The organism is Saccharothrix luteola (assembly GCF_020859565.1).
In the GTDB taxonomy this organism is placed as follows: domain Bacteria; phylum Actinomycetota; class Actinomycetes; order Mycobacteriales; family Pseudonocardiaceae; genus Actinosynnema; species Actinosynnema luteola.
The window spans coordinates 17,194-43,707 of record NZ_JAJHUO010000042.1; the positions used below are offsets into that span (position 1 = coordinate 17,194).

Genomic DNA, 26,514 nt, shown 5'->3' on the forward strand with positions numbered 1-26,514 from the left:
ACAGTCCTACGCTGTGACGCACCGGAGGTGTTGCAGATGCACGCGACAGTAGGCGACCGGTTGCACATCCACAGCCGCGCGGTTGGTCTCGACGAGACGGTCGGCGAGATCCTCGAAGTGCGCGGCCCGGAAGGTGCGCCCCCGTATCGGGTCCGCTTCTCCGACGGCCACGAAGGGCTGGTCTACCCCGGCCCCGACAGCCTGGTGGAGCCCCGGACCCCCGAATCACCCAGGATCAAGGACTCGACCTCGGCGCGGTAGAGCAGTGCCGGGTCGATCCCCATCGGCCCGAACTGGCCGGAGACCTCCAGGCTGAGCACGCCGTGCAGCCTGGTGAACGCACGCAGGCCGGTGAGCAGCACGGCGGGGGGCACGTCGCCCTCGCCGCGCGCGCCCGCCCACCCCGCGAGCTGGGCGTCCAGTGTGGACGACCCGGCCGCGGCGGAGCCGTCGCGCGGCAGGACGCGGAGCAGCGCGCTCATGGTGCGGTGCGCCAGGAGGATCGTGTCCTGCGGCGCGTGGTAACCCGGTAGTGGCGTGCCGAACAACAGCAGGTACCGGTGTGGCTGGCCGACGCCCCACGACCGGAACCCCTCGGCGAACGCACGCACCCGATCGGGTGGTGGTGCGCCGCCCGACGCCGCCACCGCCTCCTCCACCGCTTCCGCGAGGTCCTGCCACGCGTCGCGGACCAGGTCGTTGAGCAGGTCGTCGCGACCCTTGAAGTACCGGTAGAGCGCCGGACCCGTCACGCCCATGCGCTTGGCGATGGCGTTGACCGAGATGCCGGCGATCCCCTGCTCGGCCAGCTGCTCCAGCGCGATGCGCTTGGCCTCGGCCTTCGTTTCCTCGCGGTACCGCTCTCGCCGGACGTTGACCACTGCTGCCCTCCTTGACAGAAGCACTCTAACTTGTGTTAGAACTTCTAACAGAAGTTACGGCTTGATACGGGGGGCGCCATGACAGCGGTCGTGCTGGGTGCGGGGCGGGGCATCGGGTGGGAGGTCGCCCGACAGCTGGTGGCGGACGGCCGCGAGGTGCGGGCTGTCACTCGTTCAGGTGGAGTTCCGGAGGGCGCGCGGGACGTGCGGGCCGACCTGATGGACCGGGCGTCGACGGTCAAGGCGGTGCAGGGCGCTTCCGTCGTCCACTTGGCGGCGAACGTGCTGTACTCGGACTGGGTCGAGATGCTGCCGACGATGGTGGAGAACACGATCGCGGCGGCCGAGGCCGCGGGCGCCAAGATCGTCTACACGGACAACCTGTACGCGTTCGGGCCGGTGTCGGGGCCGATGCGGGAGGACACGCCGGAACGGCCGGCAGGCGTGAAGGAGAAGCTGCGCAGCGAGCTCGGCAAGCGCTTGCGGGCGGCCTCCGTGCCGGTCACGACGTGCCGGTCGTCGGACTACTACGGGCCCGGCGGCACGGGCTCGCTGCCCGGTGAGCTGCTGATCAAGCCGATGGCGGCGGGCAGGGCGGGCATGTGGTTCTGGCCGCTGGACCTGCCGCACACGTTCGCCTACCTGCGCGACACGGCGCGGGCGCAGATCGTGCTCGGCGACGACGAGCGGGCCGACGGGAAGCTCTGGCTCACGCCCGCGGCGGAGACGTTGACCGTGCGGGAGTTCGCGGCGTTGACCGGGCGGGTGCTCGGCAACGCGCGCAAGCCGATGCGGCTGCCCGCGTTCTCGGTCGCGGTCGGTTCGCTGTTCGACAAGCGGCTGCGGGGCTCGGGCGAGATGGACCACCAGCGCACCGCGCCGTGGGTGGTGGACCACTCCGCGTTCGAGGCCACCTTCGGGCCGTTGCCCGTCACGCCGCACGAGCAGGCGATCGAGGAGACCGCGCGCTGGTACCGGGGTTGAGCGAAACGGCAACCTGGGAACGGTCTCAGCCCAGGATCGTGGTGATCAGGTCGTCGGCGAGGGCGGGCGTGGCGGCGGCGACGCCCGACCAGCGGCGGGACAGGTCGAGGTCGAAGGTCAGCGGCCGGCCCCGCACGTCGAGCAGCGCTCCCCCGGCGGCGGGCACGGTGACGAGGGCGGCGATCAGGTCCATCAGGCGGTGCGTGTCCGAGCCGGGGTCGGCGAACGCGTCCACCGCGCCCTCTGCCACCAGGACCGCTTCCAGGCACGTGGTGGCGAGGATCCGGACGCGGTCGGCTCGGTCGGCCACGCGCATCCAGGCGTCCTCGGTGCCGCGCTTGGGCCGCATCATGCAGATCGAGGCGCCCTTGAGGGCGGTGCGGCCGGTGGTGCGGTAGGGCGTCGGCCTGCCGGCGTGAGCAGACCAGGCGCGACCGGTGTCGAACCAGACGGTAAGGGCCTCCACCGGCTCGTCGTCGATCACCAGGGCGCCCGCGAAGCAGGACAGCGGCACGCCCATGGCGGCGTTCGCGGAACCGTCCACCGGGTCGACCACCAGGGTGGCGGCGGAGCCGTTGTCGAGGAACCCGGCCTCTTCGGAGAGCAGGTTCACGCCGGCCTGGGCAGCGGCCTCGGCGATCGCGGCCTCCACGATCGCGTCCACCCGCATGGTGGGCGTGCCGTCGGCGCCGTCGGCGACCTCCTCGCGCAGCTGCACGCGGGTGAACTCGCGCCGTGCGCCGTCGTAGGCGGCCGATGCGGCGCGCGCGGTGGCGGCGAGCGCCGGGTGCACGTCGGCGGGCAGGTTCGGGGTCGGCACGGGCCAGGTGTCCATGCCCCCAACATGCCACGGGAGGGCCACCGGCGGCGGCCCTCCCGTGGGCTGGTGCCGCGACCGCCGGCCTTCGCCCCGTGTTCCGCCGGTCAGACGGGCGGATCGCGGTGCCGGCCCCACGTCCTCATCCTGGCCGGGTGGGGGCGTGGGGCCGGTGCCGCGAGGCGCCCTGCTGAGCGCCGGAAGACGCGGTGAAGGTCGCCGGTCGCGGCACTGGGGCTCAGATCAGGCCTAGGGCCTTGACCGCGTCGCGCTCCTCGACCAGCTCGGCCACGGAGGCGTCGATGCGGGCGCGGGAGAAGTCGTCGATCTCCAGGCCCTGCACGATCGAGTACTCGCCGTCGGTCACCGTGACGGGGAACGACGAGATCAGGCCCTCCGGCACGCCGTAGGAGCCGTCCGACGGGATCGCCATCGACACCCAGTCGCCCTCGGCGGTGCCGTTGACCCAGTCGTGGACGTGGTCGATGGCCGCGTTCGCCGCCGACGCCGCCGAGGACGCGCCGCGCGCCTCGATGATCGCCGCGCCGCGCTTGGCGACGGTCGGGATGAACTCGTTCTCCAGCCAGGCCTGGTCGTTCACGGCCTCGGCCGCGACCTGGCCGTTGACCTCGGCGTGGAACAGGTCCGGGTACTGGGTGGCCGAGTGGTTGCCCCAGATGGTCAGCTTCTTGATGTCGGTGACCGACACCCCGAGCTTCTTCGCCAGCTGCGACAGCGCCCGGTTGTGGTCCAGGCGGGTCATCGCGGTGAACCGCTCGGCGGGCACGTCGGGCGCGTGCTGCTGGGCGATCAGGGCGTTGGTGTTGGCCGGGTTGCCGACGACCAGCACGCGCACGTCGTCCGCCGCGCCCGCGTTGATCGCCTCGCCCTGCGGCTTGAAGATGCCGCCGTTGGCCTCCAGCAGGTCACCGCGCTCCATGCCCTTCGTGCGCGGGCGGGCGCCGACGAGCAGCGCCACGTTGACGCCGTCGAAGGCGGTCTTGGCGTCGTCGGTGATGTCGATGCCGGACAGCAGCGGGAACGCGCAGTCGTCCAGCTCCATCGCGGTGCCCTCGGCGGCCTTGACGGCCTGCGGGATCTCCAGCAGGCGCAGGCGGACCGGGACATCGGGACCCAGGAGGTGACCGGAGGCGATGCGGAACAGCAGTGCGTAGCCGATCTGGCCGGCCGCACCGGTGACGGTGACGTTCACGGGCGTGCGGGTCATGTGCCTTCCCGAATGTTGTGGCTTCAGTCCTCGGGCACGACCACTAGGCAGGCTGACGACCTGTCAGCGGCGGTCTCTACTCCGGGACCGCGCACCGGGCGGGTTGCCCGGCAGGTCGGAGGTTACCAACTGGGCGGCGATGACAAGGTGTGACAGTGGACATCATCGGCGAGGACTACTCCGACGCGGTCTTGTACGGGCAGAAGTGGGAAGGCAGGTCGTTCGTCCGGTGCGACTTCACCGAGGCCGACCTGCGCGGGCTGGCGACGTCGGGCTGCACGTTCACCGACTGCACGTTCGACCGGACCGACCTGGGCGAGTCGACCCACAAGGCCACCGCGTTCCGCTCCTGCCGGTTCACCCGCGCCGTGCTGGGGTCCGCCGAGTTCACGTCGTGCTCGTGGCTCGGGTCGATGTTCGTGGACTGCGCGCTGCGGCCGATCACGTTGACCGAGACCGATCTCACGCTGGCCGGGCTGTCCGGCGCCGTGCTGCGGAAGGCGTCGCTGCGCGGGTTGCGGTTGCGGGAGGCCAACCTCCAGGAGGCGGACCTTCGTGAGGCGGACCTGCGTGACGCCGACCTGACCGGCGCCCGGCTGCGGGGGTGCAGGTTCGAGGGCGCGGACCTGACCGGCGCGCGGCTGGACGCGGACGGGCTCGTCCAGGCCACCCTGCGCGGTGCGCGGGTGGACCTGGACACGGCCGTCGCCTTCGCCGCGGCGCACGGGTTGCGCGTCGGCTAGTGCCCCGGGGCCTCCTGGCCCGCGACCTCGACCAGCACGCCGTCGGCGATCATGTCGTCGATCGTCTTCGGCATCAGGTAGGCCGTGCCGCCGCCCGGCTGCTCGAACCACGGCACGGCCACACCGGTCAGCACCTCGACCGGTCGGCGCAGCCGGTACACGTGGTACGGGCGGTTGACCCACGACGGCACCAGCGAGCGCTGCGGGAACGGGGTGCCCGCGGCGTAGACGAGGTTGCCCTCGCCCTCGCCGAAGCGGTCCACCTCCATGCCGGCGGGCAGCTCGATCATCGTCTTGTGCCGGAACAGGGTGAGCGGTGGTTCGCCGTTCATCGGGTTGATCGGCCACGACCGCTGGGGCTTGGGCTCCTGCGTCGACGTCGTGGTGCCCGAGGGCTGCGCCGCGCCCTGCTGCGCCTGCACCGGCGCGGGCGGTTCCACCGGCGGGCGCTGCGGCGGCGCGGGACGGCGCGGCGGCTCCTCGCGGAACCCGTTGTTCATCGGCGGGCGGGGGCGCTGCGGCGGCGGGGGTGGCGGCAGCGGGCGCGGCGGCCGGCGGCTGGTGAGCACCAGCTTGCCGGTCAGGTACGCGGCGGCGTCCTCCAGCCGGTCGAAGCGGACCGGGTTGGTCGGTCCGTGGTCGAACCAGGACACCTCCCAGTCCGGGCCCTCGGTGCGCAGCAGCCAGGCGCGGTCGGCGGGCTCGCCGAACCGGTAGGCGGCGGGCGGCACGTCGAGCTCGTCCAGCGCGCGGCGGATGGACGAGAGCTCGCGCTCCTCCTCCGGCGTGACCTGGCGCGGCTCGACCGGCGGCGGCTGGACCGGCGGCGGGGGCGGCGTCAGGCTCGGCACGGGCGCGGCGGCCGGGCTCACGTCGTCGAACGGCCGCACGGCCTCGGCGAACTCGGTCGCCTGGTCCGCGAACGGCGGCGGCACCTGTTCGACGAACTGCGGCTGGTCGGCCGGTTGGGCGTGGGCCTCGCGCCCGGAGTGGGCCTCGTGGCCGTCGTGGTCACCGCGCACGTCGTGGTCATCGCGCACGTGGTGGTCGTCGTGGTCGTCGAAGCGGGACTCGGGCTCGTCGTGCCGGTCGTCGTGCCGGTCACCTGCGGTCTGCTCGGCGAACAGCGGCTCGTCGGGGTGGGTGAACGCCTGCTCGGCCGGTTCCTCGAACCGGGACTCGGCGCGGTCGGCGAAGCCCGGCTCCTCGGCGTGTTCCGGCGTGTAGAGGCGGGCCTGGTCGACCTCGAACTCGGCGGTGACCTCGGCCTCGTCGGCGGAGTGGCGCGCGTCGACCTCGGGCGACCGCTCCTCGGCCGGCTGCGGCTCGTGCTCGACCTGCTCGTGCTGGTCGTACCCGGGCTCGTGCTGCTGCTCGTACACCGCCTCGTGCGAGGGCTGGTCGTACGCGGGCTGGTGCGGCGGCTGGTCGCCCGGAGCCTGGTCGTGCGGTGCGTCCTCGTGCGGTGCGTGCTCGTGCGCGGGCTCGTCGGTGACCGCCTCGACCTCGCCGGTCTCCTCGGCGGGCCGGGTCTCCGGTTCCTCCTCGGTGAACGGGCTCCAGGTCTGGGTGTCGTCGATCTCGGGCTGGTCGTCCTCCGCCTCGCGCTCGTAGGCGCCAGGCGCGAACAGGTCCATCCCGTCCACGTAGGACTCGCGCCGGTACCGGTCGTCGATCACCGGGCCGTCCTCGTCGAACCGCACCCGGTACGGCGGGCCGTCCTGCGCGTACTCGATCACGTCCGGCTTGAGCTCGGTGAGGTTCGCGGTCCTCTCGACGTCCACCGGGGCGGCCTCGGCGGGCCCCGGCTCGTCGTCCGGCAGCCCGGGCAGCGGCGCGGCCACGGTGGCGCCCACCTCGACGGGCGGCTCCACCGGCGCGGGCGCGGCCTCGGCGACCGGCAGCTCGGTGCCCTGCGGCGCGGCGGGCGCGCCCAGGTTCGCCGCGGCGGCGACCCGGGCCTCCTCGGTCACCTCGGGCAGCACGAAGTCCAGCGCCTTGGCCCGCTCGACCAGCTCCGGCTCCGGCGGCACGCCGTAGGCGCGCAGGTAGTAGCCGACCGCGGCGGGCCAGATCCAGTGGCCGTCGGTCTGGAACGCCACCGGCACCACCGACGGCGCGTCCGGGTTGAGCACGTCCGCGTCGAACCCGCGCCCGATCACCGCGACCGGCGCCCGGTCCAGGTAGCTCAGCAGCAGGGCGTGGTCGGCCTCGGCGATCGGCGGCCGGTTCACCGAGGGTCGACCGCCGGGGCCCGCGCCGTCGAACACCCGGGCCGTGCGGAACGCGCGGGGCGGCTGGTCGACGGGCGGCGGCGGTGGCGGCGCCTGCTGGAGCCGTCGGCGCAGCCAGTCCGGCACGTTCTCGTCGGTGCGCGGGAAGAACCGCATCTCGTCCAGGTACGCCTGCGGCGGCGGTGGCGTGGTCCAGGACGGCTCGGCGCGGTCGAAGTCGAGGTTGTAGCTGGACGGGTGGTCAAGCTGGTAGCGGGCGTTGGACCAGCTGCCCCGGCCGTCCCGGTACATGCCCGCGCGCAGCCGCGAGAACAGCCCGGCCACCTCCTGGGGCGGCGACCAGGCGCGCAGGGCGCCGTCGACGGTGCGCACCTCGGCGGCCAGCTCGAAGTACCGGCCGGTCGCGCGGTACTCCGCGGTCACGTGCCGCCACTCCTCCGGCGCGGCCCGCATCAGCGTCAGGCCGATCTGCTTGACCAGCGCATCCTGCTCGGTCGGGTTCAGCGGCTTCAGCTCGGACACGTGCAACATCTTCCCCCGCGACTCCCAGTGCCCGCACGGGCCCCCGCTGAGCCGAACGGAGTAATGACGCCACGCGACCGTGCCTAGACGCCCGGTTGCGGCTGCTGGAGCGCCGCCGCGGCCACCTCGACCAGGCTCCCGTCCGCCAACAGATCGCGCACGGAGCGGGCCAGGAAGTAGCCCGTGCCGCCGCCCACCTGCCCGAACCACGGCACCGCGACACCCTTGAGGGCCGGCACCGGCTTCTGCACCCGGTACACGTGGTAGCGACGGTTCAGCCAATCCGGTGGCAACGATCGGTGGCCGAACATGGTCCCGGCCGCGTAGACGAGGTTGCCCGGCTCCGCGCCGAACCGGTCGAGCTCGGCCCCGACGGGGATGACCACGTTCTCGCGGTCGCGGAACAGCGACAGCGGCGGCTCGTCGGGCATGGGCTGGATGTCCGCGACCGGCAGCACCAGTGCGCCCGTGTCCGCCGCCGCACGCGTGCGGTCCAGGTCGGCCCGCCACAGCAGCTCGGCCAGCAGCACCTTCGCCGCGTCGACGGCGTGCTCGTACACGCGCGGCCGACCGTGCGGCCCGCGGCTCGCGTCCCAGAACTGGACCTGCCAGCCGGACGGGCCGGGCGCGGGCTCGATGACGAACGCGTCGGGCTTCGGCTCGAGGATCCCGTACTCCGAGGCGTCGACCCCGAAGTGCTCCAGCCGCTCCTTGAGGTGGTCGAGCGCGCGCCGGTCGACCTCGGTGATCACGCGCGGCTCGTGCTCGGGCAGCGGCGCGCCCTCGGCCTGCCCGGTGGCGACGGCGACGGCGGCCTTCTCGGCCTCGGCGTCGACCGGCGGCACGGTGTAGCCGTTGTCCCGGATGTGCTGCACGAGCTGCGGCACCGGCGGCACGTGGTGGTTGCGCAGGTAGTAGGCCACCCCGCCGGGCCACACCCACGTGCCGTCGGTGTGGAAGGACAGCGGCACGGACGGCGTCGCCTCCGGCTTGAGCGCGTCGGGGCCGTAGGAGCGCGCGGCCAGCACGACCGGCGCGTGCTCCAGGTAGGCCAGCACGTCGTCCAGCTCCTGCGGGTGCACCGCCGGCCGGTCGTGCGCGGTCGGGTCCGGCCCGTCGAACAGCGGCGCGGCGAACACGGTGCCGCCTGCCGGGTCGAGGCCCGCGCGTTCACGGAGCCAGGCCGGGATCGCGTCGTCGTCGCGCGGGTAGAGCTCCAGCTCTTCGGCGTAGTGCTGCTCGGCGGGCGGCTGGGTCCAGTCCGGCTCGGCGTCCCGGTCGAACTCGGCGGAGTACGTGTCGGGGTGCACGAGGTGCAGCTTCATCGTGAACCACGTGCCGTGCCCCGGTCGCGCCATGCCGTCGCGCAGCTGCACGAAGAACGGCAGCGCCTCCGGCGGCAGCTCCCAGTCGAACGAGGAGCCGTACATGGTCAGCCCGGAGACCTGCGTCTCCACGTGCCGGCCCGTCATCCGGAAGTCGACGAACAGCTGCTCCCAGTCGCCGGGCAGGCGCTGCACCAGCAGGGTGGTGACGGAGCCGAGGATCGCGTTCTGGTCCTCGACGTCCAGCTGCGGTGCGGTCATGCGTTCTGCTCCTCGGTCGTCTCGCTCGCCTCGACCAGCTTGGCGCGCAGCCAGTCGGGGATGAAGGCCTCGTCGCGAGGGAAGGCCTGGAGGTCACGGGCGAAGTCGGCGGCCGGCACCGGCGGCTCGAACCGCGGGTCGTGGTCGAAGTTGTACGTGATGTCGATGCGGACCGGCGCGTTCACCACGCAGCGCGCGGAGAACCACGTGCCGCGGCCCGGCTGGTAGAGCACCTGCCGCATCTCCTGGAACGCCGGGATCAGCCCGGCCGGCGGCATCACCTCGGGGGTGGTGCGGTCGGGCAGGTAGACCTTCAGCGTCGCGTCCTGCACCGCCACGGTCATCCGCACCAGCAGGTCGATCCGCCGGAAGCCGTCCGGAGCAGCGTCCAGCAGCATGCCGCCGATGTGCTGGAGCAGCTCGTCGTGGCGCTGCTCAGAACCCGGCCGGCCAGAGGGCTGCGTTGTGCTCATTCGGGTAGCTCCTGACGTAGATCTCGGTCGTGCCGTCGGCGAGCGTCACACGCCACCGCGTCTGGTAGGTGTGCGGGTGGCGTTGCAGCGGGTCGCGCAGGGCGAACGTGTCGATCATCTCGACCGTACCGCCGGACTTCACGAAGGCCGCGCGGTCCCGCTCCATCCGGTGCCACGTCTCGGCGGTGACGAACGCCGGGCGCTCGTTGCCCTGGTTCTGGTCGCGCTGCTGGCTCGACTGGTTCGCCGCCTCGCCGGGACCGCCGGTCTCGTTGCCCTGGTGGTGCCCGCCGTCCGACAGCTTCTTGCCGTCCGCGTCGACCTCGCCGTGGTTGCCGACGTCGAGCTGGGCGCTGCCGTCGCGCCGGATCGCGCCGCCGGACTTCAGGTCCGGCCGACCGGTCGTGGCGACCGTCTCGCCGTCGCCGTTGGTGCGACCGCGCCACGCGTCGTTGTCGGCGACCAGCACCGCGTTGGGCAGCGGGTTGTTCAGGTCCGGGCTGAACGGCCGGAACGTGTGCACGTGCGAGGCCGTGCCGTCCGGGCCGGTCTGGAACGTGCCGTAGCCCTGCTTCTTGTGGTCGTCCAGCACGAACCGGGTGCCGGGCGGCAGGTCGGCGCGGCCGGCGAACGGGTCGGCGTTGGAGAACGGCCTGGTCACGGCGGCGCGCTGCTCGGGCGTCCAGCCGCTGGTGTCGCCGCTGACGACGTGCACCGAGTAGACGTAGCCGTCGTCGGTCTTGGTGCGCCGCATGGCCAGCTCGACCTCGCCGTTGGCGGGCGCGGGCCAGCTGCGGGTCGGGTTCTCGGCCTTGCCGAGGCCGTAGAAGCCGTCGGACGTCACCTGGGCGTGCGACGGCGCTTGGGTGATCTCGGCGTTGACCCGGCTGCGCTGGCCCGAGTGGGTGTCCTCGAAGACGACGTGGCCCGACTCGTCGGTGAGGAACCGGCCGCGGTGCTGGCCGTGCTCGTCGGTGACGAGGTACTCGGTGCTGGGGTCGTGCACCTGGCCGGGCCGGCTGAACGGCTCGCCCTGCCGGAGGTCGGTGACCGGGGCCTGCCTGGTCGTGGTCGGCTCGGTGCGCTCGACCGCGTGCTGCGGGTGGCCCTCGGCGTTGGTGGTGAACTCCTGGTGCAGGGGGCCGCGGTCGATGTTGTAGTTCGTGCCCTGCGAGGTGTGCTGGACCTCGGGGTTGCGGACGTCGGTGGACAGGTAGTCCGGCGCGGCCACCCACCTCGGCTTGCCGTCCGCGTCGGTCTGGACCGTGCCGCGGTAGGTGCCCTCGGTGTCGTGGACCTCCATCCGCGTGTTCGGCGGGAGGTCGGTGCGTGCGGTGAACGCCTCGTCCGGTCTCGGCGCGAGCGGGTGGTCGCGGTCGATCACCTGGCGGCCGTCGGCGGGCTCGGGGATCGGCTCGATGATCACCGCGCGGTCGATCGCGACGACCCGGTCGCCGATCTTGATCGTGTCCTGGGTGGTCTGGCGGGTGCCGTCGGCGTTGGCCACGAAGACGTCGTGCCGGTGGCCGAGCTCCACGCGGTAGTGGGCGTTCGGGGCGGGGTGCCGGACCTCGGGGTTGTCGCCGTGGCGGGTGTTCGGCGCGATGGCGTCGACGTGGACGTTGCCGTCGGCGTCCACGTGCACCACGGTGCGGACGGCGCCGTCCTCGCCCTGGATCGTGATCCGGGTGTCGCGCGGCAGGTCCTGGCCGCTGTGGAAGAACGACTGGTCGTCGCGCAGCCGGACGTTCTGCTCGTTGGTGGTCTCGGGGGCCGTCCACGGCTGCTGGACCTGCGGCTCGATGTCGAGCCGGCCGCGGTGCTCCTGGCCGTCGGTCGCGAGGTCGCCCTTCGGCTCGTGGCCGGGCGGCATGCCGTTCTCGCCGACGGGCGCGTGCGTGCCGTCGGGCTCGAACGCGTGCCAGCCGCCGTCGGGCGGGAGCTTCGGGCCGGTGCCGGCCTCGTCGGGCGCGCTGGAGTAGACGTTGCCGTCGCGGTCGGACCAGGCCAGGTTGTCCGGTGCGATGACGCGCTGGCCGGTCTCGCGGGCGACGTGCGCGGCCAGGCTGTTCTCGCCGCCCGTGCCCGCGTCGCAGCCGACGAACATGATCGGCCGGTCGGCGAGGTCCGGGTGGTTGGTGATCAGCTCGACGAGCTCGGCGCGGGTGTAGTGCGTGTCGCCGATGCGGACGCCGTCGCCGTCGGTGTGGATGTCGAGGACGACGTGGCCGTCGTTCGCGGGGATCCGGCTCGACAGGTCGCGCAGGCGGTCCTCGGTGTGCAGCGCGACGCCCGAGTCGGTGACCTGGCTGTTGCGGATCGCCTGGTCGACGCGCTGGGACACCTCGCCGATCGGGATCGGACCCTGGTGCGCGACCGGGCCGAGGTCGGGGTTGGGGGTGAGGGTCGCGGGCGGTTCGGCCGGGGTGTAGTTGTCGAACGCGCCGTTCTGCGCGTCGGCGACGGTGACCGGGTCGGGGGTGCGGACGTTGCCGTCGCGGTCGAAGGTGCCGAAGTCGGGCGGCAGCACGCGACCGTCGGCCGGTGGCACGTCGACCTCGTGCAGGACGCCCAGGTCGATCAGGCGCTGGACGCTCATCTTGCCCGTGGCCGGGTCGGCGAGGGCGGCGTCGAGGACGGGTTGGAGCTGGCGCGCGCCGCCGTTCTGGTCGAAGGCCGGTGCGACCGGGGCCAGTTCGACGGTGAGCGGGGCGTCCAGGACGTAGACGTGGTAGCCCTTGCCGAGGCTGTCCGGCATGATCGCGCGCTCGCCGAACCCGTACGCCTGGCCGTCCGGGCGCAGCGGGGAGAGGAAGTCGCCGTTGGGGCTGCCGAACCGGTCGAGCACGGTGCCGGCGGGCAGTTCCACGACGACCCGCGGGCCGTCCGCGCCCTGGTTCGGCGGCCAGTCGATGCTGCCGTCGGGCTTGGAGTGGGCGTCGCGGAACGACTGGTAGTCGCCGTAGGGGCCGTAGGGCTGGTAGGTCGGCTCGATGAGGGCGGCGGCGCGCTGGTCGTACGTGCCGACGGACTGGTCCGTGGGGCCCGTGCTCTCGTGGACGGGGATGTAGGGGCCGTCGTGGGAGAAGCCGGGGACGACGCCCGCGGGCTGGCCCCAGACGTTCTTCTGGGGGAACGGGTCCGCGGCGGTCTCTGCACCGGTGCCGGTTCCGGTGCCGGTCTTCGGGTCGGTCGTGGTGTCGGTCTCGGCGGGCCACTCGTGGCTGGAGGCCGGGGTGTGCTCGTCGCCGGGCTCGCCGACCAGGTCGCTCGGCGTCTCGGTGTTGTCGGTGCTGTCGGTGTCCGGGGTGCCGTCCGTGGCGTCGGGCGTGCTGTCGACCGGGGCGCTGTCCGACTTGGGGCCGTCCGTGGACGGCGCGGGGCCGTCGGTGGCAGGCGTCGGGCTGCTGGTGGCCGGCGTCGGGCTGTCGGTGCCGCGAGCGGCGGGTGCGGGTCCGTCGGTGCGGATCGGAGCCGTCGGCGGCTGAGCGGTAGCCGGCTGAGCCGAACGTGCCGCGGGTTCCGGCCCACGCGTCGGGGCGGAAGCATCCGGTCGAGCCGGTGCGCCAGGTTGCGGACCGGCAGGTGCGGGTCCACCGGGCTGCGGGCCGAATCCACCGGGCTGGGGGCCGAACCCACCGGGCTGCGGCGCGGGCGCGGACGTCTGCGGTGCAACGGTGGACGCGGGCCCACGCTGCTCGGGCATCGACACAGGACCGGTCGCGGGCATCGGCTGCACCGGCATCCCGGTCAAGGAACTGGCACTGACGGCGTCGTTCCCGCGCCCGGTCTGATCCCGGCTGGAAGGCGAGCCGGAAGACGCCGGAGGAGCGGAGGGATCGGCCACGAAGCCACTGGCCGCGGGCCCGGCAGGCCCACGCCCACCACCGGGCGCACCGCTGGTCGGAGGCGCAACACCCCCAGCCGCGCCCGCCATCGGAGCCCCAGCCGCCGGAGCCCCAGCCGGCGGAGCCCCGGTGCCCGCGGCCGGACCACCACTTCCACCCGCCACCGGCGCAGAACCGGCGGGTGCGGCGCTGGAAGGCGCGGATCCCGGCGTAGGCCCGCCCGTCGTCACCGGCCCACCAGGCGTAGATCCACCAGGCGTCGACCCACCGGACACCGACCCGCCCGGAGCAGCCCCACCGGGCACAGCCCCGCCAAGCGGCATCCCACCGGCCATCACACCGCCGGCAACCGCCCCACCGGCCATTGCCCCACCGAGAGGCGCACCACCCGGCACCGACCCACCAGCGGCCGGACCACCAGGAACCCCGCCACCGGGCACCGACCCACCGGGCACCGCGCCACCAGGCGTAGCCCCACCGGGAACCGCCCCGGGCGTCGGCCCACCAGGCACAGAACCGCCAGGCATCGATCCACCGGGCGTGGCACCACCCGGCAACGCACCGCCAGGTACCGAGCCACCGGGCACCGAGCTACCAGGCACAGCTCCGCCAGGAACCGGTCCACCAGCGGTCGCGCCACCGGGCATCGAGCCGCCAGGTGTCGCACCACCCGGGACAGGCCCGCCGGCAGTCGCACCGCCGGGAGTCTGACCACCGAGCGGCGAACCACCGAACGCGGAACCACCCGGCACAGACCCACCCGGCGCAGACCCGCCCGCGGCGAGCCCACCAGGCATCGCACCACCCGGCACAGACCCACCCGGAGATCCACCCAGAGCGGGCCCCCCGGGCATCGCCCCGCCCGGCCGGAGACCGGGCGCGGCGGACGCGCCCTGAGATGTCGCGGCAGGACCGGCGGGAGGGGAGCTCAACCCGTTCGGCGGACCGCCGGCCGTTCCAGGCGAGAACGCCGGACCGCCGGCAGGCAGCCCACCGGGCATCCGGGCGCCGGCAGCACCCGGACCAGGTGCCGAACCGGGAGCCGAGGCAGGAGCTGAGCCGAGAGCCGGACCGCCGGGCGCGCTGCTCGGGGCCGGTCCGCCAGGAGCCGTCCCCAGCCGACTGCCGATGGAAGGACCGGTCCCACCACCACCGGGTGACGTCGGCACCGACGCGCCGCTGCGCCCACCGGGCGTCCCGGCCGGACCGTTGAAGGCCGAAGGCGTCGGAGCACCACCAGGCGAAGACCCGCCGTGATCACCGCCGACCGAAGGCGGCGCACTGACCCGAGGCCCGGGCGCGGGCGGCGCGGCCACGGACGAGGTCGCGGTCGTCCCGGCAGGCGGCCGGTTCAAGCCGTCACGGTTCACCGGCGGACCGGACGGCGAACCCCCGGGCGCACCACCTGGCACACCACCGGGAACGCCGCCCGGCGTCGGCCCGAGGTTCGGCGGACCGCCGTCCGGTCCGCCGGCGTTGACCCGCGGCGGCTCGACCGAGATCCCGTCCTTCGCACCGCCGATCCCACCGGACACCGCACCGGCCGACGCGCCCATCAGCACGTCCCGCGCCGAGATGTCCTGCCCCATCACGGCCGCCGTGCCCACCGTGGACACCGCACCCTCGACCGCGCCACGCGTCGCGCCGACCGCCACCTGCCCGGCCAGCCCACCACCCTCGAACTTCAGCCCGCCCGACACACCGCCGACCAGCCCGGACACCGCGCCCGAGACCGCCGCCTCGGTGGTCTTGCCCCAGTCCCACGACTCACGGTCCCCGCGCGCCACCTGGATCGCCTGGATGGCCGCGTCGATGCCGACCGAGATCGCGACCTCCTTGAGGATCGCGATGATCAACTGCCGGAACGTGAACTGCACGATCAGCCTTGTCGCCTGCTGCGCGATCGGGATGCCGGCGGTCGTCGCGCCGAACGTGCCGAACGCCGCCGCGATCAGCGCGGCGATCTCGATCGCCAGCGCGATCAGCGACGCGATGATCGACAGCTTGGTGTACTCCACCTCCAGCGCGGTGTTGTCGCAGCTGTCCGCCAACTGCTCGCAGATCTTCTGCAGCTTCGGCAGGTAGGAGTCGTCACCCTCGGAGAACTTCTTCCAGTACTCCTCGAACGCCTTGACGGCCTCACCGGTCTGGCTCGCGTACACGGTGGACGCCGCGCCGTTGCCCTCGTCGATGACCGCCTTCACGCCTTGCGCGGCCGTGCGGTAGGCGTCGGCCATCCGCCGAAGCGCCGTCTCGTCACCCTCCGGCCAGCTCTGCCCGACCACGATCGGGAAGAGCCAGGTGACCTCGCCCGGGATCTCGATGCCCACCGCAGTGCCCCTCAGTAAGTCCGGGAGATCCCGGTCGCGTTGCCCTGGTCGGAACCCTCGTAGGCATCGGCGGTCTGCTCCACGCCGGTGCGGATGTCGGCAAGGGCCGTGGCGAGGTTGCCGAAGGCCTCCAACGTCGCCTGCGAATTCGGCACGTACTCCTTGGCGAACGCCTGCCCGGACTCGTCACCGCCCCAGCACTGGCCCTCGGCCTGCAACGCCGAGCTCAACGCCTGCAGCACGCCGCCCAGCGAATCACCCGCCGCTCCGAACTGACCCGCGCCTCGGCGCAGGCCGGACACGCTGACGTCGAACCCGCTCACCAGCCACTCCTGTCCATGAAGCTGTCGCCGTCGTCATCGTCGGACCGCGGCGCGGGACGACGCGGCTGCGTCGACGGCTGCTGCACGACGGGCGGCTGGGGGATGAGGTCGGCCAGTGACGGCACGCCGGGCAGCATCTCCGACAGGTCGATGCTCGGACCTCCCTGCGCGGGCGCCAGCACCTCGTTCAGCTCGGTCCTGGCCTTGGCCACGGCCTGCTGCACGGTCTCGGCGGTGAGCCGGGCCAGCTTGTCGGGCGTGGTGCGCTCGAACGCGTTGGCGGAGAACTCCAGGGACGTCAACGCGCCGGCGGAGTCGACGGTGGCGCGCACGGAGCCGTCCTTGGACACCGCGGTCGCCGTGATCGCCATGGCCTGCGCCTGCGTCTCGCGCAGCTCGTCGGTCTTCTTCCTCAGTTCGGCCAGGAGGGAGTCGACCTGCTCGCGCATGGCCGCGTTCCGCGCCTCCAACTCGGCACGTCGTCCTGTCGGATCGGTCACAGCGGTCCCCTCGTGAGCGCTCTCCAGAGGTGCTGACGCTAACCGAGGCCCCCGGGTTCCCGCGGATATTCGGCGGTGGGTTGTCGGTGGTTGCGGGCAGAGTGTCACCGTGCTCCGTCCGTACCGGGAACTCGCCGCCGTGCCCCACTTGCCGTGGCTGCTGGTGTGGTCGGTGATCGGCCGCATCCACCTGCCGGGCACGCCGCTGGCGGTGTCGTTCCTGATAGCCGGGTGGACCGGGTCGTACGCCCTGGCAGGCGTGGTCGGCGGGGCGTTGACGTTGGGCATGGGTGTGGCAGGTCCGTTGCGGGGTCGTGCGGCGGACCGGAGCCCGGCCGGGCGGTTGCTGCTGGTGACTTCGGCGGGCTACGGCGTCGGCATCGCGGTGCTCGGTGTGCTGCCCGCCGTCATGCCCGGCGGGATGTGGCCGTTGGCGGTGGTGGCGGCGTTCCTGACCGGGCTGTTTACGCCACCGGTGACGGCGATGAGCCGGGCGAGCTTCCCGCGGCTGGCGACGGGGCCCGCGCAGTCGGCGGTGTTCACCGTCGAGGCGTCCATGCAGGAGGTCATGTACATCGTCGGTCCGGCGCTGGCGGCGACCGTGGTGGCGGTGTGGAACGCGCAGGTCGCGCTGTGGTTGTGCGGCGCGCTCGCGGTGCTCGGCGCGCTCGGCTTCGGCGGGGCGCTGCGGCGGGCGGGGCTGGACCGGCCGGTGGCGCGTGAGGCCGCGCGCGGTGGGCCGACGTTGCTGCGCGACGGTTCGCTTGCGCTGGCGCTGCTGACCGCGCTGTTCCTGGTGGCCTCACTGGTGGTGATCGACATGGTGATCATCGCGTGGGCGCGTGACCTGGGCAGACCCGCGATGGCCGGTGTGCTGACGGCCGTGTGGGGCGTGGGGTCCGTGGTCGGCGGGTTGATCGCGGGAGGGCTCGTCGGGCAGGCCCGGTTCACGAGACGGATGCTGTTGACGGCGCTGGGCGTCGCGCCGCTGGTGCTGGTGCTGCCGCCGGTGATGGACCCGTCGTCGGCGTGGTTGATCGGTGCGGTGCTGGGTGTGGGCGGCATGGCGATCGCGCCCGCCATCGCGGCCAACAACCAGCGGATCAGCGGGCTCGCGCCGGACGACCGCAAGGCCGAGGCGTTCGGCTGGATGGGCACGTTCACCACGGCGGGCTCGGCGTTGGCGCTGCCGGTGGCAGGGTCCTTGCTGGACCACTTCGGTCCGGCCGCGGCGGCCGGTGCGAGCACGGTGGCGGCGCTGGTCGGGGCGTTCCTGGCGAGCCGGGTGCGCGAGCGGGAGGACGTGCCGGTTGGGTGACCGGGTTCGGCTGGTGGGTGCGCTGCTCGCGTTCGTCGGCGGGGCGTTCCTGGCTGTCCAGGGGCGGTTGAACGGCGAGTTGGGGCACGTGTTCGGCGACGGGTTCCTGGCCGCGCTGGTGTCGTTCGGCGGCGGGTTCGCGTTGTTGCTGCTGGGCGTGCCGACGACGGCGGCCGGGCGGGCGGGGCTGGGTCGGCTGTGGTCGTCGCTGCGGGACGGGCGGATCCGCTGGTGGCAGTGCGTCGGCGGGGCGTGCGGGGCGTTCTTCGTGGCCACGCAGGGGTTGACGGTCGCGGCGCTCGGGGTGGCGGTGTTCACCGTGGCGGCGGTGGGCGCGCAGGCGGTGAGCAGCCTGCTGGTGGACCGGGCGGGCATCGGTCCGGCCGGACGGGTGGCGTTGACCTGGCCGCGCGTGGTCGGTGCGGCGTTGGCGGTGGTGGCGGTCGCGGTGGCCGTGTCGGACGAGGCCGGTGACGCGTCGGCGTTGTGGTTGGCGCTGCTGCCCGCGCTGGGCGGGTTCGGGCTCGGCTGGCAGCAGGCGGTGAACGGGCTGGTGCGCGAGGCGGCGCAGAGCACGCGCGTGACCACGTTGGTCAACTTCGGCACCGGGACGGCGGTGCTCCTCGTCGTGTGCGCGGTCGACGTGGCGGTGCGCGGGCTGCCCACCGCCGCGCCGAGCGAGCCGTGGTTCTACGCGGGCGGGGCGCTCGGGGTCTGCACCATCGGCTCGGCGGTGCTGGCGGTGCGGTGGCTGGGCGTGCTGCTGGTCGGGCTGTGCCAGGTCGCCGGACAGCTCGTCGGCGCGCTCGCGGTGGACGTCATCGCTCCCGCCGCAGGTGAGGAGGTGTCCGTGCTCGCGCTGGTCGGCACGGCGTTGACGCTGCTCGCGGTGGTGGTCGCCGCGTTGCCCGGTCGGCGGTGATGAGAGGATGAGGCACGTGACTGCGACGATCCTCAACGGCAGGGCCACCCGGGACGCGATCTTCGAAGACCTGCGGGCGCGGGTCGGCGCGTTGCGCGAGCGGGGGGTGACGCCGGGGCTGGCCACCGTGCTGGTCGGTGACGACCCGGGCTCGCACTCGTACGTCCGGGGCAAGCACCTGGCGTGCGAGAAGGTCGGCATCACGTCGATCCGCCGCGACCTGCCCGCGGACACCACGCAGGCGCAGCTCGAAGAGGTCATCGACGAGCTGAACGCCGACCCGGCGTGCACCGCGTACATCGTGCAGTTGCCGCTGCCCAAGCACCTCGACCCGAACCCGATCCTGGAGCGCATCGACCCGCGCAAGGACGGCGACGGCCTGCACCCCGTCAACCTGGGCAAGCTGGTGCTCGGTGACGAGGCCCCGCTGCCGGCGACGCCGCGCGGGGTGGTGGAGCTCCTGCGCCGGTACGACGTGCCGCTGTCGGGTGCGAACGTCACCGTCGTCGGTCGCGGTGTGACGGTCGGCCGCCCGATCGGGTTGCTGCTGACCAGGCGTTCGGAGAACGCCACGGTGACGTTGTGCCACACCGGCACCAAGGACCTGGCCGCCGAGGTGCGGCGGGCGGACATCGTCGTCGCGGGCGCCGGCAGCCCCGGCCTGATCACCGCGGACATGGTGAAGCCCGGCGCGGCCGTGGTCGACGTCGGCATCACCCGCACCGAGGCCGGTCTGGTGGGCGACGTTCACCCGTCCGTGGCGGAGGTGGCGGGTTTCCTCGCGCCGATCCCGGGTGGCGCGGGTCCGATGACCATTGCGATGCTGCTGACCAACACGGTCGAAGCGGCCGAGCGCACGACCTGAGGCGGGAAGCGGTGGAGTTGTTGCCGGAGCAGCGCTGGCGGTCCGCGGCGGGCAAGCACCTGCCGTTCGCGCTGGTGCTCGTGGTCGTCGGGCTCGGTCTCGTGCGGATCGTCCAGTACCACTGGCGGCAGGGTGCGGTGCTGATCGGCGTCGCGCTCCTGGTCGCGGCGCTCCTGCGGGTGCTGGTGACGGACGAGCAGGCAGGGCTGATCGCGATCCGGGGGCGGAGCGTGGACGCGCTGCTGTACTCGGGGTTGGGGTTCGCGGTGATCTTCGTGGCGATGACCATCATCGGTGGTCCGTTGGACCGGTGATCGGTGATCGGTCATCGGTGATCGAGGGCTGGGGTCCGAGCTGCGCGGTCGGGCCGGGTCAGGGCTGCTCGGTCACGTTCGATCGACCAGGGCTGTGATCAGTTCCGTCATCTCCTCCTCCGGCAGCACGTCGGGCAGGGTCAGGTGCTCCACCATCAGCCCGCTCATCGCCAGGTAGAGCGACACCACCGTGGTGCGGTCGCCGGGTAGGCCCGCGTCCAGGTGGAAGCGGACGTTCTGCTCCAGGTTCTCGCTGATCGTCTTGGTCAGCGCGGCTTGGAGCTCGGGGCGCCTGGTGGCCTCCAGTCTCAGCTCCAGCAGGGCCAGGTAGCCCGTGCGGTCGACTTGGAGGCGTTCCAGCAGTTCTTGCAGCAGGCGCACCACGAGGCTCTTGTCCGGTGGCGCGTCCATCGTCCTGGCCAGCCGCTGCGCGTCCGGGGTGAGCCGGACGTGGATGTGCTCGCCGACCTGCCGCAGCAAGTCGTCGCGGCTGGTGAAGTAGTTCGACGCGGTGCCGTTGGGCACCCCCGCCTCCTGGTCGACGGCGCGGAACGTCAGGCCTCGCGCGCCCTCGCGCGCCAACACCTCGACCGCCGCGTCGACCAGCGCCATTCGCCTGTTCGGGTTCCTGACCACGGTTCCTCCTTGACAACCACTCCGTTCATAGTACTACAGTCGGATCACTACGGGTGGAGTGGTTGGCGAGGTTTTCGCGCCGAGCCCGAGCCCGAGAGACGAGTCCCGAGACCTCCGGAGGAATCCACCATGCGAACCCTGACCTACTTCGTCGCGACCTCGCTCGACGGCTTCATCGCCGACCCGAAGGGCGGTTTCGGCGACTTCCTGTTCGAAGGCGACCACATGACCGCCCTGGTCGAGGAGTACCCCGACACGCTGCCCGCGCAGGCCCGTGAGGCCATGGGCATCGACGCGCCCAACCAGCACTTCGACACGATCCTCATGGGTCGGGCCACTTATCAGGTGCCGGGAGGGCTACCGAGTCCCTACCCACACCTGCGCCAGTACGTGGTGTCGACACGGCTGAGCACGACGCCCGAGGACGTGCAGGTGGTGGCGGATCCGCTGGCCGAGGTCCGTGAGTTGAAGGAAGAGTCGGACGGTTTGGGCATCTGGCTGTGCGGAGGGGGCAGGCTGGCTGCCGCCCTGTTGCCCGAGATCGACGAACTGGTGCTCAAGGTTCACCCGATCGTGTTGGGAAAGGGGATCCCCCTGTTCGCGGGCGATTTCCCCACGGCGCGGTTCGCGAAAGCGTCGACCAGGGTTTTCGACTCGGGTGTTGTGTTTGCTTCTTATGTCAAGGCGGACGTTGTGTGATCTGCGAGTGAGTTCGTTTCTCGCCCGCTCGGGTTCGGCCCGATTTGACATGGGGCCCTCACGGGCACCCCAGGCTGGTCGAAGCCATGTCGAATCGGGCCTGGGTGGGTGAGCGGTTTCGGTGGGGTGCGGCGGGTCCGTTGTGGGTGGGCTGGGTGAGTGGATGCGGTGGGTGGGGTGGTTAGCGGAAGTCTCGGGATCGTGAAGGGATGCGCAGGTCCAGTTGTTGCAGGCGTTCCGCGCGGATGCTGATCACTCCTTCGGCGGACTCGACGACGCCTCGGATCAGCAGAGCGGGGCTGGTTCGGGCGACTTTGCGGTAGCGGGCCCACAGGCCCGTGGTGCAGACGACGTTGACCATGCCGGTCTCGTCCTCGATGTTGAGGAACGTGACGCCGCCGGCGGTGCCGGGGCGTTGTCGGTGGGTCACCGCGCCGCCGATCAGCACCCTGGTGCCGTTGGGCACGGTGGCCAGGTCCGCGGTGGACAGGGCTCCCAGCGCGGTCAGGCGGTCGCGGACGAACTCGGTGGGGAAGCTGCCCGGGGACAAGCCCATCGCCCAGACGTCGGCGACCGCCGACTCGACCTCGTCCATGCCGGGCAGGGCGGGTGCCTCGGTGCCGACCACGGTTCCCGGCAGGCGGTCGGGCCGGATCTTCGCGACGGCTCCCGCCGACCAGAGGGCGGCGCGTCGGTCCAGCCCGAAACACCCGAACGCACCCGCCGTGGCCATGGCCTCCACCTGCGCCGTGGTCAGGCGGACCCGGGCGCCGAAGTCCGCCATGTCCCGGAACGGACCCGATTCCCGTTGCGCGACAACGTCTTCGGCGACCTTCTGACCGATCGTCCGGATACCGCCCAGGCCGATGCGCACGGCTTGCTCACCGTCCACGAGCTCGAGGGTGGCGTGCGGGAGGCTCGCGTTCACATCCGGACCGAGCACGCGCACGCCGTGACGACGGGCGTCCGCGACCAACGACTGGGGGGAGTAGAAGCCCATGGGCTGAGCACGCAGCAACGCCGCGCAGAAGGCGGCCGGGTGGTAGAGCTTGAACCAGGCGCTGACGAACACGAGGTGCGCGAAGCTGAGCGCGTGGCTCTCCGGGAAGCCGAAGTTGGCGAACGCCAACAGCTTCGCGTAGATCTTCTCGGCCGTCTCGTGACCGATGCCGTTGGCCTTGGCGCCCTCGTAGAAGCGCTCGCGGAGGCGTTCCATCCGGTGCGTGGAGCGCTTGGCGCCCATGGCACGGCGCAGTTCGTCCGCCTCGGCGGGGCTGAAGTCGGCCACGTCGACGGCGATCTGCATGAGCTGCTCCTGGAACAGCGGCACGCCGAGGGTCTTCTTGAGCGCCCCCTCCAGCAGGGGGTGGTCGTAGTCCCACTGCTCCTTGCCGTTGCGCCGGCGGATGTAGGGGTGCACCGAGCCGCCCTGGATCGGGCCGGGGCGGATCAGCGCGACCTCCACCACCAGGTCGTAGAACGTCCGCGGCTTGAGCCGGGGCAGGGTCGCCATCTGGGCGCGGCTCTCCACCTGGAACACACCGACGGAGTCGGCGCGCTGCAACATCTCGTAGACGTTCCGGTCTTCGAGGTCGAGGTTGCCGATGTCGACCTCGACGCCCTCGTGCTCGCGCACCAGGTCGATGGCGTAGTGCAACGCCGAGAGCATGCCGAGGCCGAGCAGGTCGAACTTGACCAACCCGATGGAGGCGCAATCGTCCTTGTCCCACTGCAACACCGTGCGGTCGGCCATCCGGCCCTTCTCGACCGGGCACACCTCGCTGACCGGCCGGTCGCAGATGACCATGCCGCCGGAGTGGATGCCGAGGTGCCGCGGGAAGTTCTCCAGCTCGGCGGCCAGTTCCAGCACCGGGCCGGGAATGCCGCCCTCGTCCGCCGTGGACCGCAACGGGCCCCAGCGGTCGATCTGCTTGCTCCACGCGTCCTGCTGGCCGACCGAGTAGCCGAGCGCCCGCGCCACGTCGCGGATCGCCGACCGGCCGCGGTAGCTGATGACGTTGGCGACCTGCGCGGCGTGCCGCCGTCCGTACTTGCGGTAGACGTACTGGATGGCCTCCTCACGGCGGTCGGACTCGATGTCGAGGTCGATGTCGGGAGGGCCGTCGCGGGCGGGCGCCAGGAAGCGCTCGAAGAGGAGGTCGAAGCGGACCGCGTCGACGTTGGTGATGCCGAGGGCGTAGCAGACGGCGGAGTTCGCGGCCGACCCCCGGCCCTGGCAGAGGATGTCGTTGCGCCGGCAGAACGAGACGATGTCGTGCACGACGAGGAAGTAGCCGGGGAAGTTCAACTCCTCGATGATCTTCAGCTCGTGCTCGATCTGCTGGTACGCCCTGGGGTTCTCGCCGATCGAGCGGTAGCGGCGGGCCGCGCCCTCGTAGGTCAGGTGACGCAGGTAGCTGTTCTCGTCGAGCCCCTCCGGCACGTCGAACGGCGGCAGTTCCGGCGCGATCAGCTTGAGGTCGAACTGGCACTGCAGGCCGAGCACGGCCGAACGGTGCACCGCACCGGGGAACCGGGCGAACCGGCGGGCCATCTCCTCCCCCGACCGCAGGCACGCCGTGCGGCCGGGCGGCAGCCAGCCCGCCATCTCGTCCAGGCTGCGCCGCGCCCGCACCGCCGCCATCGTCGCCGCCAACCGACCCCGCGCGGGCACCGCGTAGTGCACGGCGTTCGTCGCCACGGTCGGCAGCCCCAGGTCGTGGGCCATGCCCCACAGCAGGTCGTTGCGCGGCCCGTCCTCGGGGTAGCCGTGGTCGGTCAGCTCCACGAACACCCGGTCCGCCCCGTACAGGTCGACCAGCCTCCGCAGCTGCGCGAACGCCGCCTCCGGCCCTTCCCGCGCCAACGCCCGCCGCACCGCGCCCTTGCGGCAGCCGGTGAGCACGACGCAGTCGTCCCGGGTGTCCGCGACGACCTCCTCCAACCGGTACACCGGCCGCCCCTTCTCGCTGCCCTCCGCGAGCTGACCGGTGGTGATCGTGCGGCACAACGCGTGGTAGCCGTCGCGGTCGGTGGCCAGCAGGAGCAGGTGTTCGCCCTCCGGGTCCGGCACGCCGTTCTGCGGCTCGGACAGCCCGAGGCTCAGCTCCGCGCCGAACACCGTGCGCACGCCGAGCTCCTTGGCGGCCTCGGCGAACCGCACCACGCCGTACATGCCGTCGTGGTCGGTCAACGCCACCCCGTCCAGCCCGAGCTGCTGCGCCGCCTCCACCAGCTCCTCCGGGTGGCTCGCGCCGTCGAGGAAGCTGAAGTTGGAGTGGCAGTGCAGCTCGACGTACGGCACGCGGGCGCGGGTCGCCCCGAGGTCGTCCACCTTGACCGCGAAGTCGGGCGGGGCCTCGTAGCGGTCGCGGTGGCGCGTCCACGCCGGGCTGTCGCCGCCGTCGGGCACCGGGGGCTTGCCCGACAACGCGCGTTCCAGCTCCGACCACCGGACCGGCGGGTTGTTCCAGCCCATCAGCGCGAGTCGTCGAGTGCTCGCCGAGGCGAGGGGATCGACGGCGCCGCCGGTGGCAGCCGTGCCGGCAGCCAGCCGAAGCTCACCACGTAGGCCGGTCCACCGCGCTGGTCCGGCACCTCACGCCGGTCCGGCACGGCGCAGTCGTCCAGCCACTCGGCCAGGCTCCGGCGATCCTGCTCGGAGAAGTCACCGCTCATCAGTCGTACACCCCTTCCACCGCCCACTTGCCACCCGCGCGGATCAGCAGGAACGCGAGCTCCTCGCCGTCCGCCGCGGTTCCCAGCACTTGCAGTCGTGCACCGCGCATCGCGGTCTCCGCGTCCCACCAGCGCTCGTCCACCGGCCACGGCCCCGACCACGCCACGACCTGCCGCGCACGGCCGCCGTGCACGATCCGGTGCGGCCGCACGACCAGCTCGGCGTAGCCGGTGACCACGACGTCCGCGCCGGAGGAGTCCAGCAGCGCGACCGGTTCGGGTTCGGCGAACACCGTCGCGGGCGACGGCCCGGGCAGCTGCCCCGGCCACGGCTGCTCCGCGTCGGCCGCCGGGGTGCGCTCGTCGCCCCACGGCACCAGCCGCACCCGCTCGACCGGTCCGCGTCCACCGCCGAGCACGGGCGTGAGCACGGCGTCCGGTCCGAGCAGGCCCTGGACGTGCACCATCGCGCGCGCCGCGCGTTCCGCCGCCTCACCCTGGTCCTGACCCGCGCCCGGCCACAGGCCCAGTTGCAGCGCGGTGGCGTCGACCACCTCTTCGGGGTCCAGGCGCAGCAGGTGGATGCCGGCGGTCGGGCCGGCCCCGAGGTGGGCACGGGTGAGCCAGCCGTCGAGCTGCCAGCGGACGCGGTCGGCGATGCCCTGCGGGGTCAGCGGCTCGGCGCAGCGCCACAGCCGGTGCAGTTCCTCGCCGTTCTCGGTGGTGGCCCGGATGCCGAGGCGGGTGCACGCCAGACCGCGGTCGGCGAGGCCCGCGTGCAGGCGTTCGGCGAGGCCCTTCGCCGCGAACGCCGCCGCGTCGACCCGGTCGATCGGCGGGTCGAGTTCCCGGGTGACCGACAGCTCGGGCGGCGGACGGCGGCGTGACCTGGGACGTTCCTCCAGCCCGGCGGCCAGCCGGTGGGCCAGCACGGCGGCGCGGCCGAAGCGGGTGGCGACGTCGCGCTCGGGCACGGCGGCGAACGCGCCGAGCGTGCGCAGGCCGAGGCGGCGCAGCAGGTCGACCAGCGCGGCCCGGTCCTCCCGGCGTTCGGCGGGCTGGTCGAGCTCGTGGACGCCCAGCGGCGCGAGGAACTCCCGGGTCCGGCCCGGCGGCACGACCAGCCCGCGGTGCGCGGCCAGGGTCGACGCGAACAGCCCGTCGGCGAGCCCGACCTGCGCCTCGACCCCGGCCCGCACCGCGATGTGGTCGACCACGCGCTCGGCGGCCGACTCGGCGGACCCGAAGTACCCGACCGGCCCTTGGGCGGCGACGACCACCAACCCCGGCCGGACCACCTCGATCCCGGGCGCGAGCTCCTCCACCGCCGCCGCGACCGGCTCGAAGAGACGGGCGTCGCGCACCTCGTCGTACTCGAAGACGGCCAGCTCGGGACACTGCCCCTGGGCCGCGCGCCGCCGCATCCCGCGCCGCACGCCTTCGGCGCGGGCGACCGCCGAACAGGCGACGACTTCACCCGATCCCATGACGGCGGCAGGGACGTGCGGCGGGAGGGAAGCCTCGGCGGAGGCCGCCACCACCGGCCAGTCAGGGCACCAGACGGCAAGCGTGTACAGGGGATTCACCTCTTCGACGGGTTCGTTCGACGGTTG

General features: G+C 72.8%; 21 protein-coding genes and 1 pseudogene. 8 read left to right on the top strand and 14 right to left on the bottom strand.

Annotated features, from left to right (window positions below):
• Positions 1–36 precede the first annotated feature (36 nt).
• The gene (locus LNK82_RS41435; protein ID WP_073885810.1) at positions 37–261 is read left to right on the top strand and encodes a DUF1918 domain-containing protein; all 225 of its coding nucleotides are present in this window, start codon (positions 37–39) and stop codon (positions 259–261) included.
• On the opposite strand, the gene LNK82_RS41440 is transcribed toward LNK82_RS41435, so the two are convergent.
• Complete coding sequence (locus LNK82_RS41440; RefSeq protein ID WP_230572350.1) at positions 183–881, bottom strand: TetR/AcrR family transcriptional regulator; 699 nt, start codon at positions 879–881, stop codon at positions 183–185. The two genes, LNK82_RS41435 and LNK82_RS41440, sit on opposite strands and share 79 nt — an antisense overlap.
• Positions 882–959: 78 nt before the next feature.
• Here LNK82_RS41440 and LNK82_RS41445 point away from each other — a divergent pair, with 78 nt between their 5' ends.
• On the top strand, positions 960–1,865 hold the full coding sequence (locus tag LNK82_RS41445) for an NAD(P)H-binding protein (RefSeq protein ID WP_230572351.1): 906 nt from the start codon (positions 960–962) through the stop codon (positions 1,863–1,865).
• Positions 1,866–1,890: 25 nt separating this feature from the next.
• On the opposite strand, the gene LNK82_RS41450 is transcribed toward LNK82_RS41445, so the two are convergent.
• Positions 1,891–2,700: an inositol monophosphatase family protein gene (locus tag LNK82_RS41450; RefSeq protein WP_230572352.1), complete on the bottom strand. Its 810-nt coding sequence runs from the start codon at positions 2,698–2,700 to the stop codon at positions 1,891–1,893.
• 220 nt (positions 2,701–2,920) lie between these two features.
• Positions 2,921–3,910, bottom strand: coding sequence for a malate dehydrogenase (locus LNK82_RS41455; RefSeq protein ID WP_123745374.1), 990 nt, complete (start codon positions 3,908–3,910; stop codon positions 2,921–2,923).
• A 155-nt stretch (positions 3,911–4,065) separates the two neighbouring features.
• Between LNK82_RS41455 and LNK82_RS41460 the strand changes: the two genes are divergently transcribed.
• Positions 4,066–4,653 (top strand): pentapeptide repeat-containing protein, encoded by a 588-nt coding sequence (locus LNK82_RS41460; protein WP_230572353.1) that lies wholly within the window; start codon positions 4,066–4,068, stop codon positions 4,651–4,653.
• Here the strand turns inward: LNK82_RS41460 and LNK82_RS41465 are convergent.
• The 7 genes and pseudogenes from LNK82_RS41465 to LNK82_RS41500 form a co-directional block, all read right to left on the bottom strand.
• Positions 4,650–7,409 (bottom strand): TNT domain-containing protein, encoded by a 2,760-nt coding sequence (locus tag LNK82_RS41465; protein WP_230572354.1) that lies wholly within the window; start codon positions 7,407–7,409, stop codon positions 4,650–4,652. The genes LNK82_RS41460 and LNK82_RS41465 overlap by 4 nt on opposite strands.
• A gap of 83 nt (positions 7,410–7,492) precedes the next feature.
• Positions 7,493–8,995: a TNT domain-containing protein gene (locus LNK82_RS41470; RefSeq protein ID WP_230572355.1), complete on the bottom strand. Its 1,503-nt coding sequence runs from the start codon at positions 8,993–8,995 to the stop codon at positions 7,493–7,495.
• Positions 8,992–9,468, bottom strand: a complete 477-nt coding sequence (locus LNK82_RS41475; RefSeq protein ID WP_230572356.1) for a hypothetical protein — start codon at positions 9,466–9,468, stop codon at positions 8,992–8,994. The genes LNK82_RS41470 and LNK82_RS41475 overlap by 4 nt, the downstream gene beginning before the upstream one ends.
• Positions 9,431–13,213, bottom strand: coding sequence for a glycohydrolase toxin TNT-related protein (locus LNK82_RS41480; protein WP_268997959.1), 3,783 nt, complete (start codon positions 13,211–13,213; stop codon positions 9,431–9,433). The genes LNK82_RS41475 and LNK82_RS41480 overlap by 38 nt, the downstream gene beginning before the upstream one ends.
• A gap of 2,043 nt (positions 13,214–15,256) precedes the next feature.
• Positions 15,257–15,646 (bottom strand): annotated as a pseudogene (locus LNK82_RS48670) (WXG100-like domain-containing protein); the annotation flags it as partial.
• Positions 15,647–15,657: 11 nt separating this feature from the next.
• Positions 15,658–15,969, bottom strand: a complete 312-nt coding sequence (locus LNK82_RS41495) for a WXG100 family type VII secretion target (protein ID WP_230572357.1) — start codon at positions 15,967–15,969, stop codon at positions 15,658–15,660.
• Complete coding sequence (locus LNK82_RS41500) at positions 15,966–16,469, bottom strand: YbaB/EbfC family nucleoid-associated protein (RefSeq protein WP_230572358.1); 504 nt, start codon at positions 16,467–16,469, stop codon at positions 15,966–15,968. Before LNK82_RS41500 ends, LNK82_RS41495 begins: the two co-directional genes overlap by 4 nt.
• Positions 16,470–16,578: 109 nt before the next feature.
• Here LNK82_RS41500 and LNK82_RS41505 point away from each other — a divergent pair, with 109 nt between their 5' ends.
• The 4 genes from LNK82_RS41505 to LNK82_RS41520 are packed head-to-tail and all read left to right on the top strand — an operon-like array spanning position 16,579 to position 19,888.
• Positions 16,579–17,787: an MFS transporter gene (locus LNK82_RS41505; protein ID WP_230572359.1), complete on the top strand. Its 1,209-nt coding sequence runs from the start codon at positions 16,579–16,581 to the stop codon at positions 17,785–17,787.
• Complete coding sequence (locus tag LNK82_RS41510) at positions 17,780–18,709, top strand: DMT family transporter (protein ID WP_230572360.1); 930 nt, start codon at positions 17,780–17,782, stop codon at positions 18,707–18,709. Before LNK82_RS41505 ends, LNK82_RS41510 begins: the two co-directional genes overlap by 8 nt.
• A 16-nt stretch (positions 18,710–18,725) precedes the next feature.
• Positions 18,726–19,574, top strand: coding sequence for a bifunctional methylenetetrahydrofolate dehydrogenase/methenyltetrahydrofolate cyclohydrolase (locus LNK82_RS41515; protein ID WP_230572361.1), 849 nt, complete (start codon positions 18,726–18,728; stop codon positions 19,572–19,574).
• 20 nt (positions 19,575–19,594) lie between these two features.
• Positions 19,595–19,888, top strand: a complete 294-nt coding sequence (locus LNK82_RS41520; protein WP_230572409.1) for a DUF3017 domain-containing protein — start codon at positions 19,595–19,597, stop codon at positions 19,886–19,888.
• Positions 19,889–19,960: 72 nt separating this feature from the next.
• Here LNK82_RS41520 and LNK82_RS41525 read toward each other — a convergent pair whose 3' ends face one another.
• Positions 19,961–20,524: a TetR/AcrR family transcriptional regulator gene (locus tag LNK82_RS41525; protein ID WP_230572362.1), complete on the bottom strand. Its 564-nt coding sequence runs from the start codon at positions 20,522–20,524 to the stop codon at positions 19,961–19,963.
• 129 nt (positions 20,525–20,653) lie between these two features.
• Between LNK82_RS41525 and LNK82_RS41530 the strand changes: the two genes are divergently transcribed.
• Positions 20,654–21,223, top strand: coding sequence for a dihydrofolate reductase family protein (locus LNK82_RS41530; protein WP_230572363.1), 570 nt, complete (start codon positions 20,654–20,656; stop codon positions 21,221–21,223).
• A gap of 181 nt (positions 21,224–21,404) precedes the next feature.
• Here LNK82_RS41530 and LNK82_RS41535 read toward each other — a convergent pair whose 3' ends face one another.
• The 3 genes from LNK82_RS41535 to LNK82_RS41545 are packed head-to-tail and all read right to left on the bottom strand — an operon-like array spanning position 21,405 to position 26,487.
• Positions 21,405–24,701: an error-prone DNA polymerase gene (locus LNK82_RS41535; protein ID WP_230572364.1), complete on the bottom strand. Its 3,297-nt coding sequence runs from the start codon at positions 24,699–24,701 to the stop codon at positions 21,405–21,407.
• The gene (locus tag LNK82_RS41540; RefSeq protein ID WP_230572365.1) at positions 24,701–24,901 is read right to left on the bottom strand and encodes a hypothetical protein; all 201 of its coding nucleotides are present in this window, start codon (positions 24,899–24,901) and stop codon (positions 24,701–24,703) included. Before LNK82_RS41540 ends, LNK82_RS41535 begins: the two co-directional genes overlap by 1 nt.
• Positions 24,901–26,487, bottom strand: coding sequence for a DNA polymerase Y family protein (locus tag LNK82_RS41545; protein ID WP_308257495.1), 1,587 nt, complete (start codon positions 26,485–26,487; stop codon positions 24,901–24,903). Before LNK82_RS41545 ends, LNK82_RS41540 begins: the two co-directional genes overlap by 1 nt.
• Between the last annotated feature and the right edge of the window lie 27 nt (positions 26,488–26,514).

Excerpts from the sequence above, each read along its gene's own strand:
- LNK82_RS41435 (WP_073885810.1), top strand. The coding sequence starts at position 37 with ATGCACGCGACAGTAGGCGACCGGTTGCACATCCACAGCCGCGCGGTT.
- LNK82_RS41445 (WP_230572351.1), top strand. The coding sequence starts at position 960 with ATGACAGCGGTCGTGCTGGGTGCGGGGCGGGGCATCGGGTGGGAGGTC.
- LNK82_RS41450 (WP_230572352.1), bottom strand. The coding sequence starts at position 2,700 with ATGGACACCTGGCCCGTGCCGACCCCGAACCTGCCCGCCGACGTGCAC.
- LNK82_RS41455 (WP_123745374.1), bottom strand. The coding sequence starts at position 3,910 with ATGACCCGCACGCCCGTGAACGTCACCGTCACCGGTGCGGCCGGCCAG.
- LNK82_RS41470 (WP_230572355.1), bottom strand. The coding sequence starts at position 8,995 with ATGACCGCACCGCAGCTGGACGTCGAGGACCAGAACGCGATCCTCGGC.
- LNK82_RS41475 (WP_230572356.1), bottom strand. The coding sequence starts at position 9,468 with ATGAGCACAACGCAGCCCTCTGGCCGGCCGGGTTCTGAGCAGCGCCAC.
- LNK82_RS41480 (WP_268997959.1), bottom strand. The coding sequence starts at position 13,213 with ATGCCGGTGCAGCCGATGCCCGCGACCGGTCCTGTGTCGATGCCCGAG.
- LNK82_RS41530 (WP_230572363.1), top strand. The coding sequence starts at position 20,654 with ATGCGAACCCTGACCTACTTCGTCGCGACCTCGCTCGACGGCTTCATC.
- LNK82_RS41535 (WP_230572364.1), bottom strand. The coding sequence starts at position 24,701 with ATGGGCTGGAACAACCCGCCGGTCCGGTGGTCGGAGCTGGAACGCGCG.
- LNK82_RS41540 (WP_230572365.1), bottom strand. The coding sequence starts at position 24,901 with ATGAGCGGTGACTTCTCCGAGCAGGATCGCCGGAGCCTGGCCGAGTGG.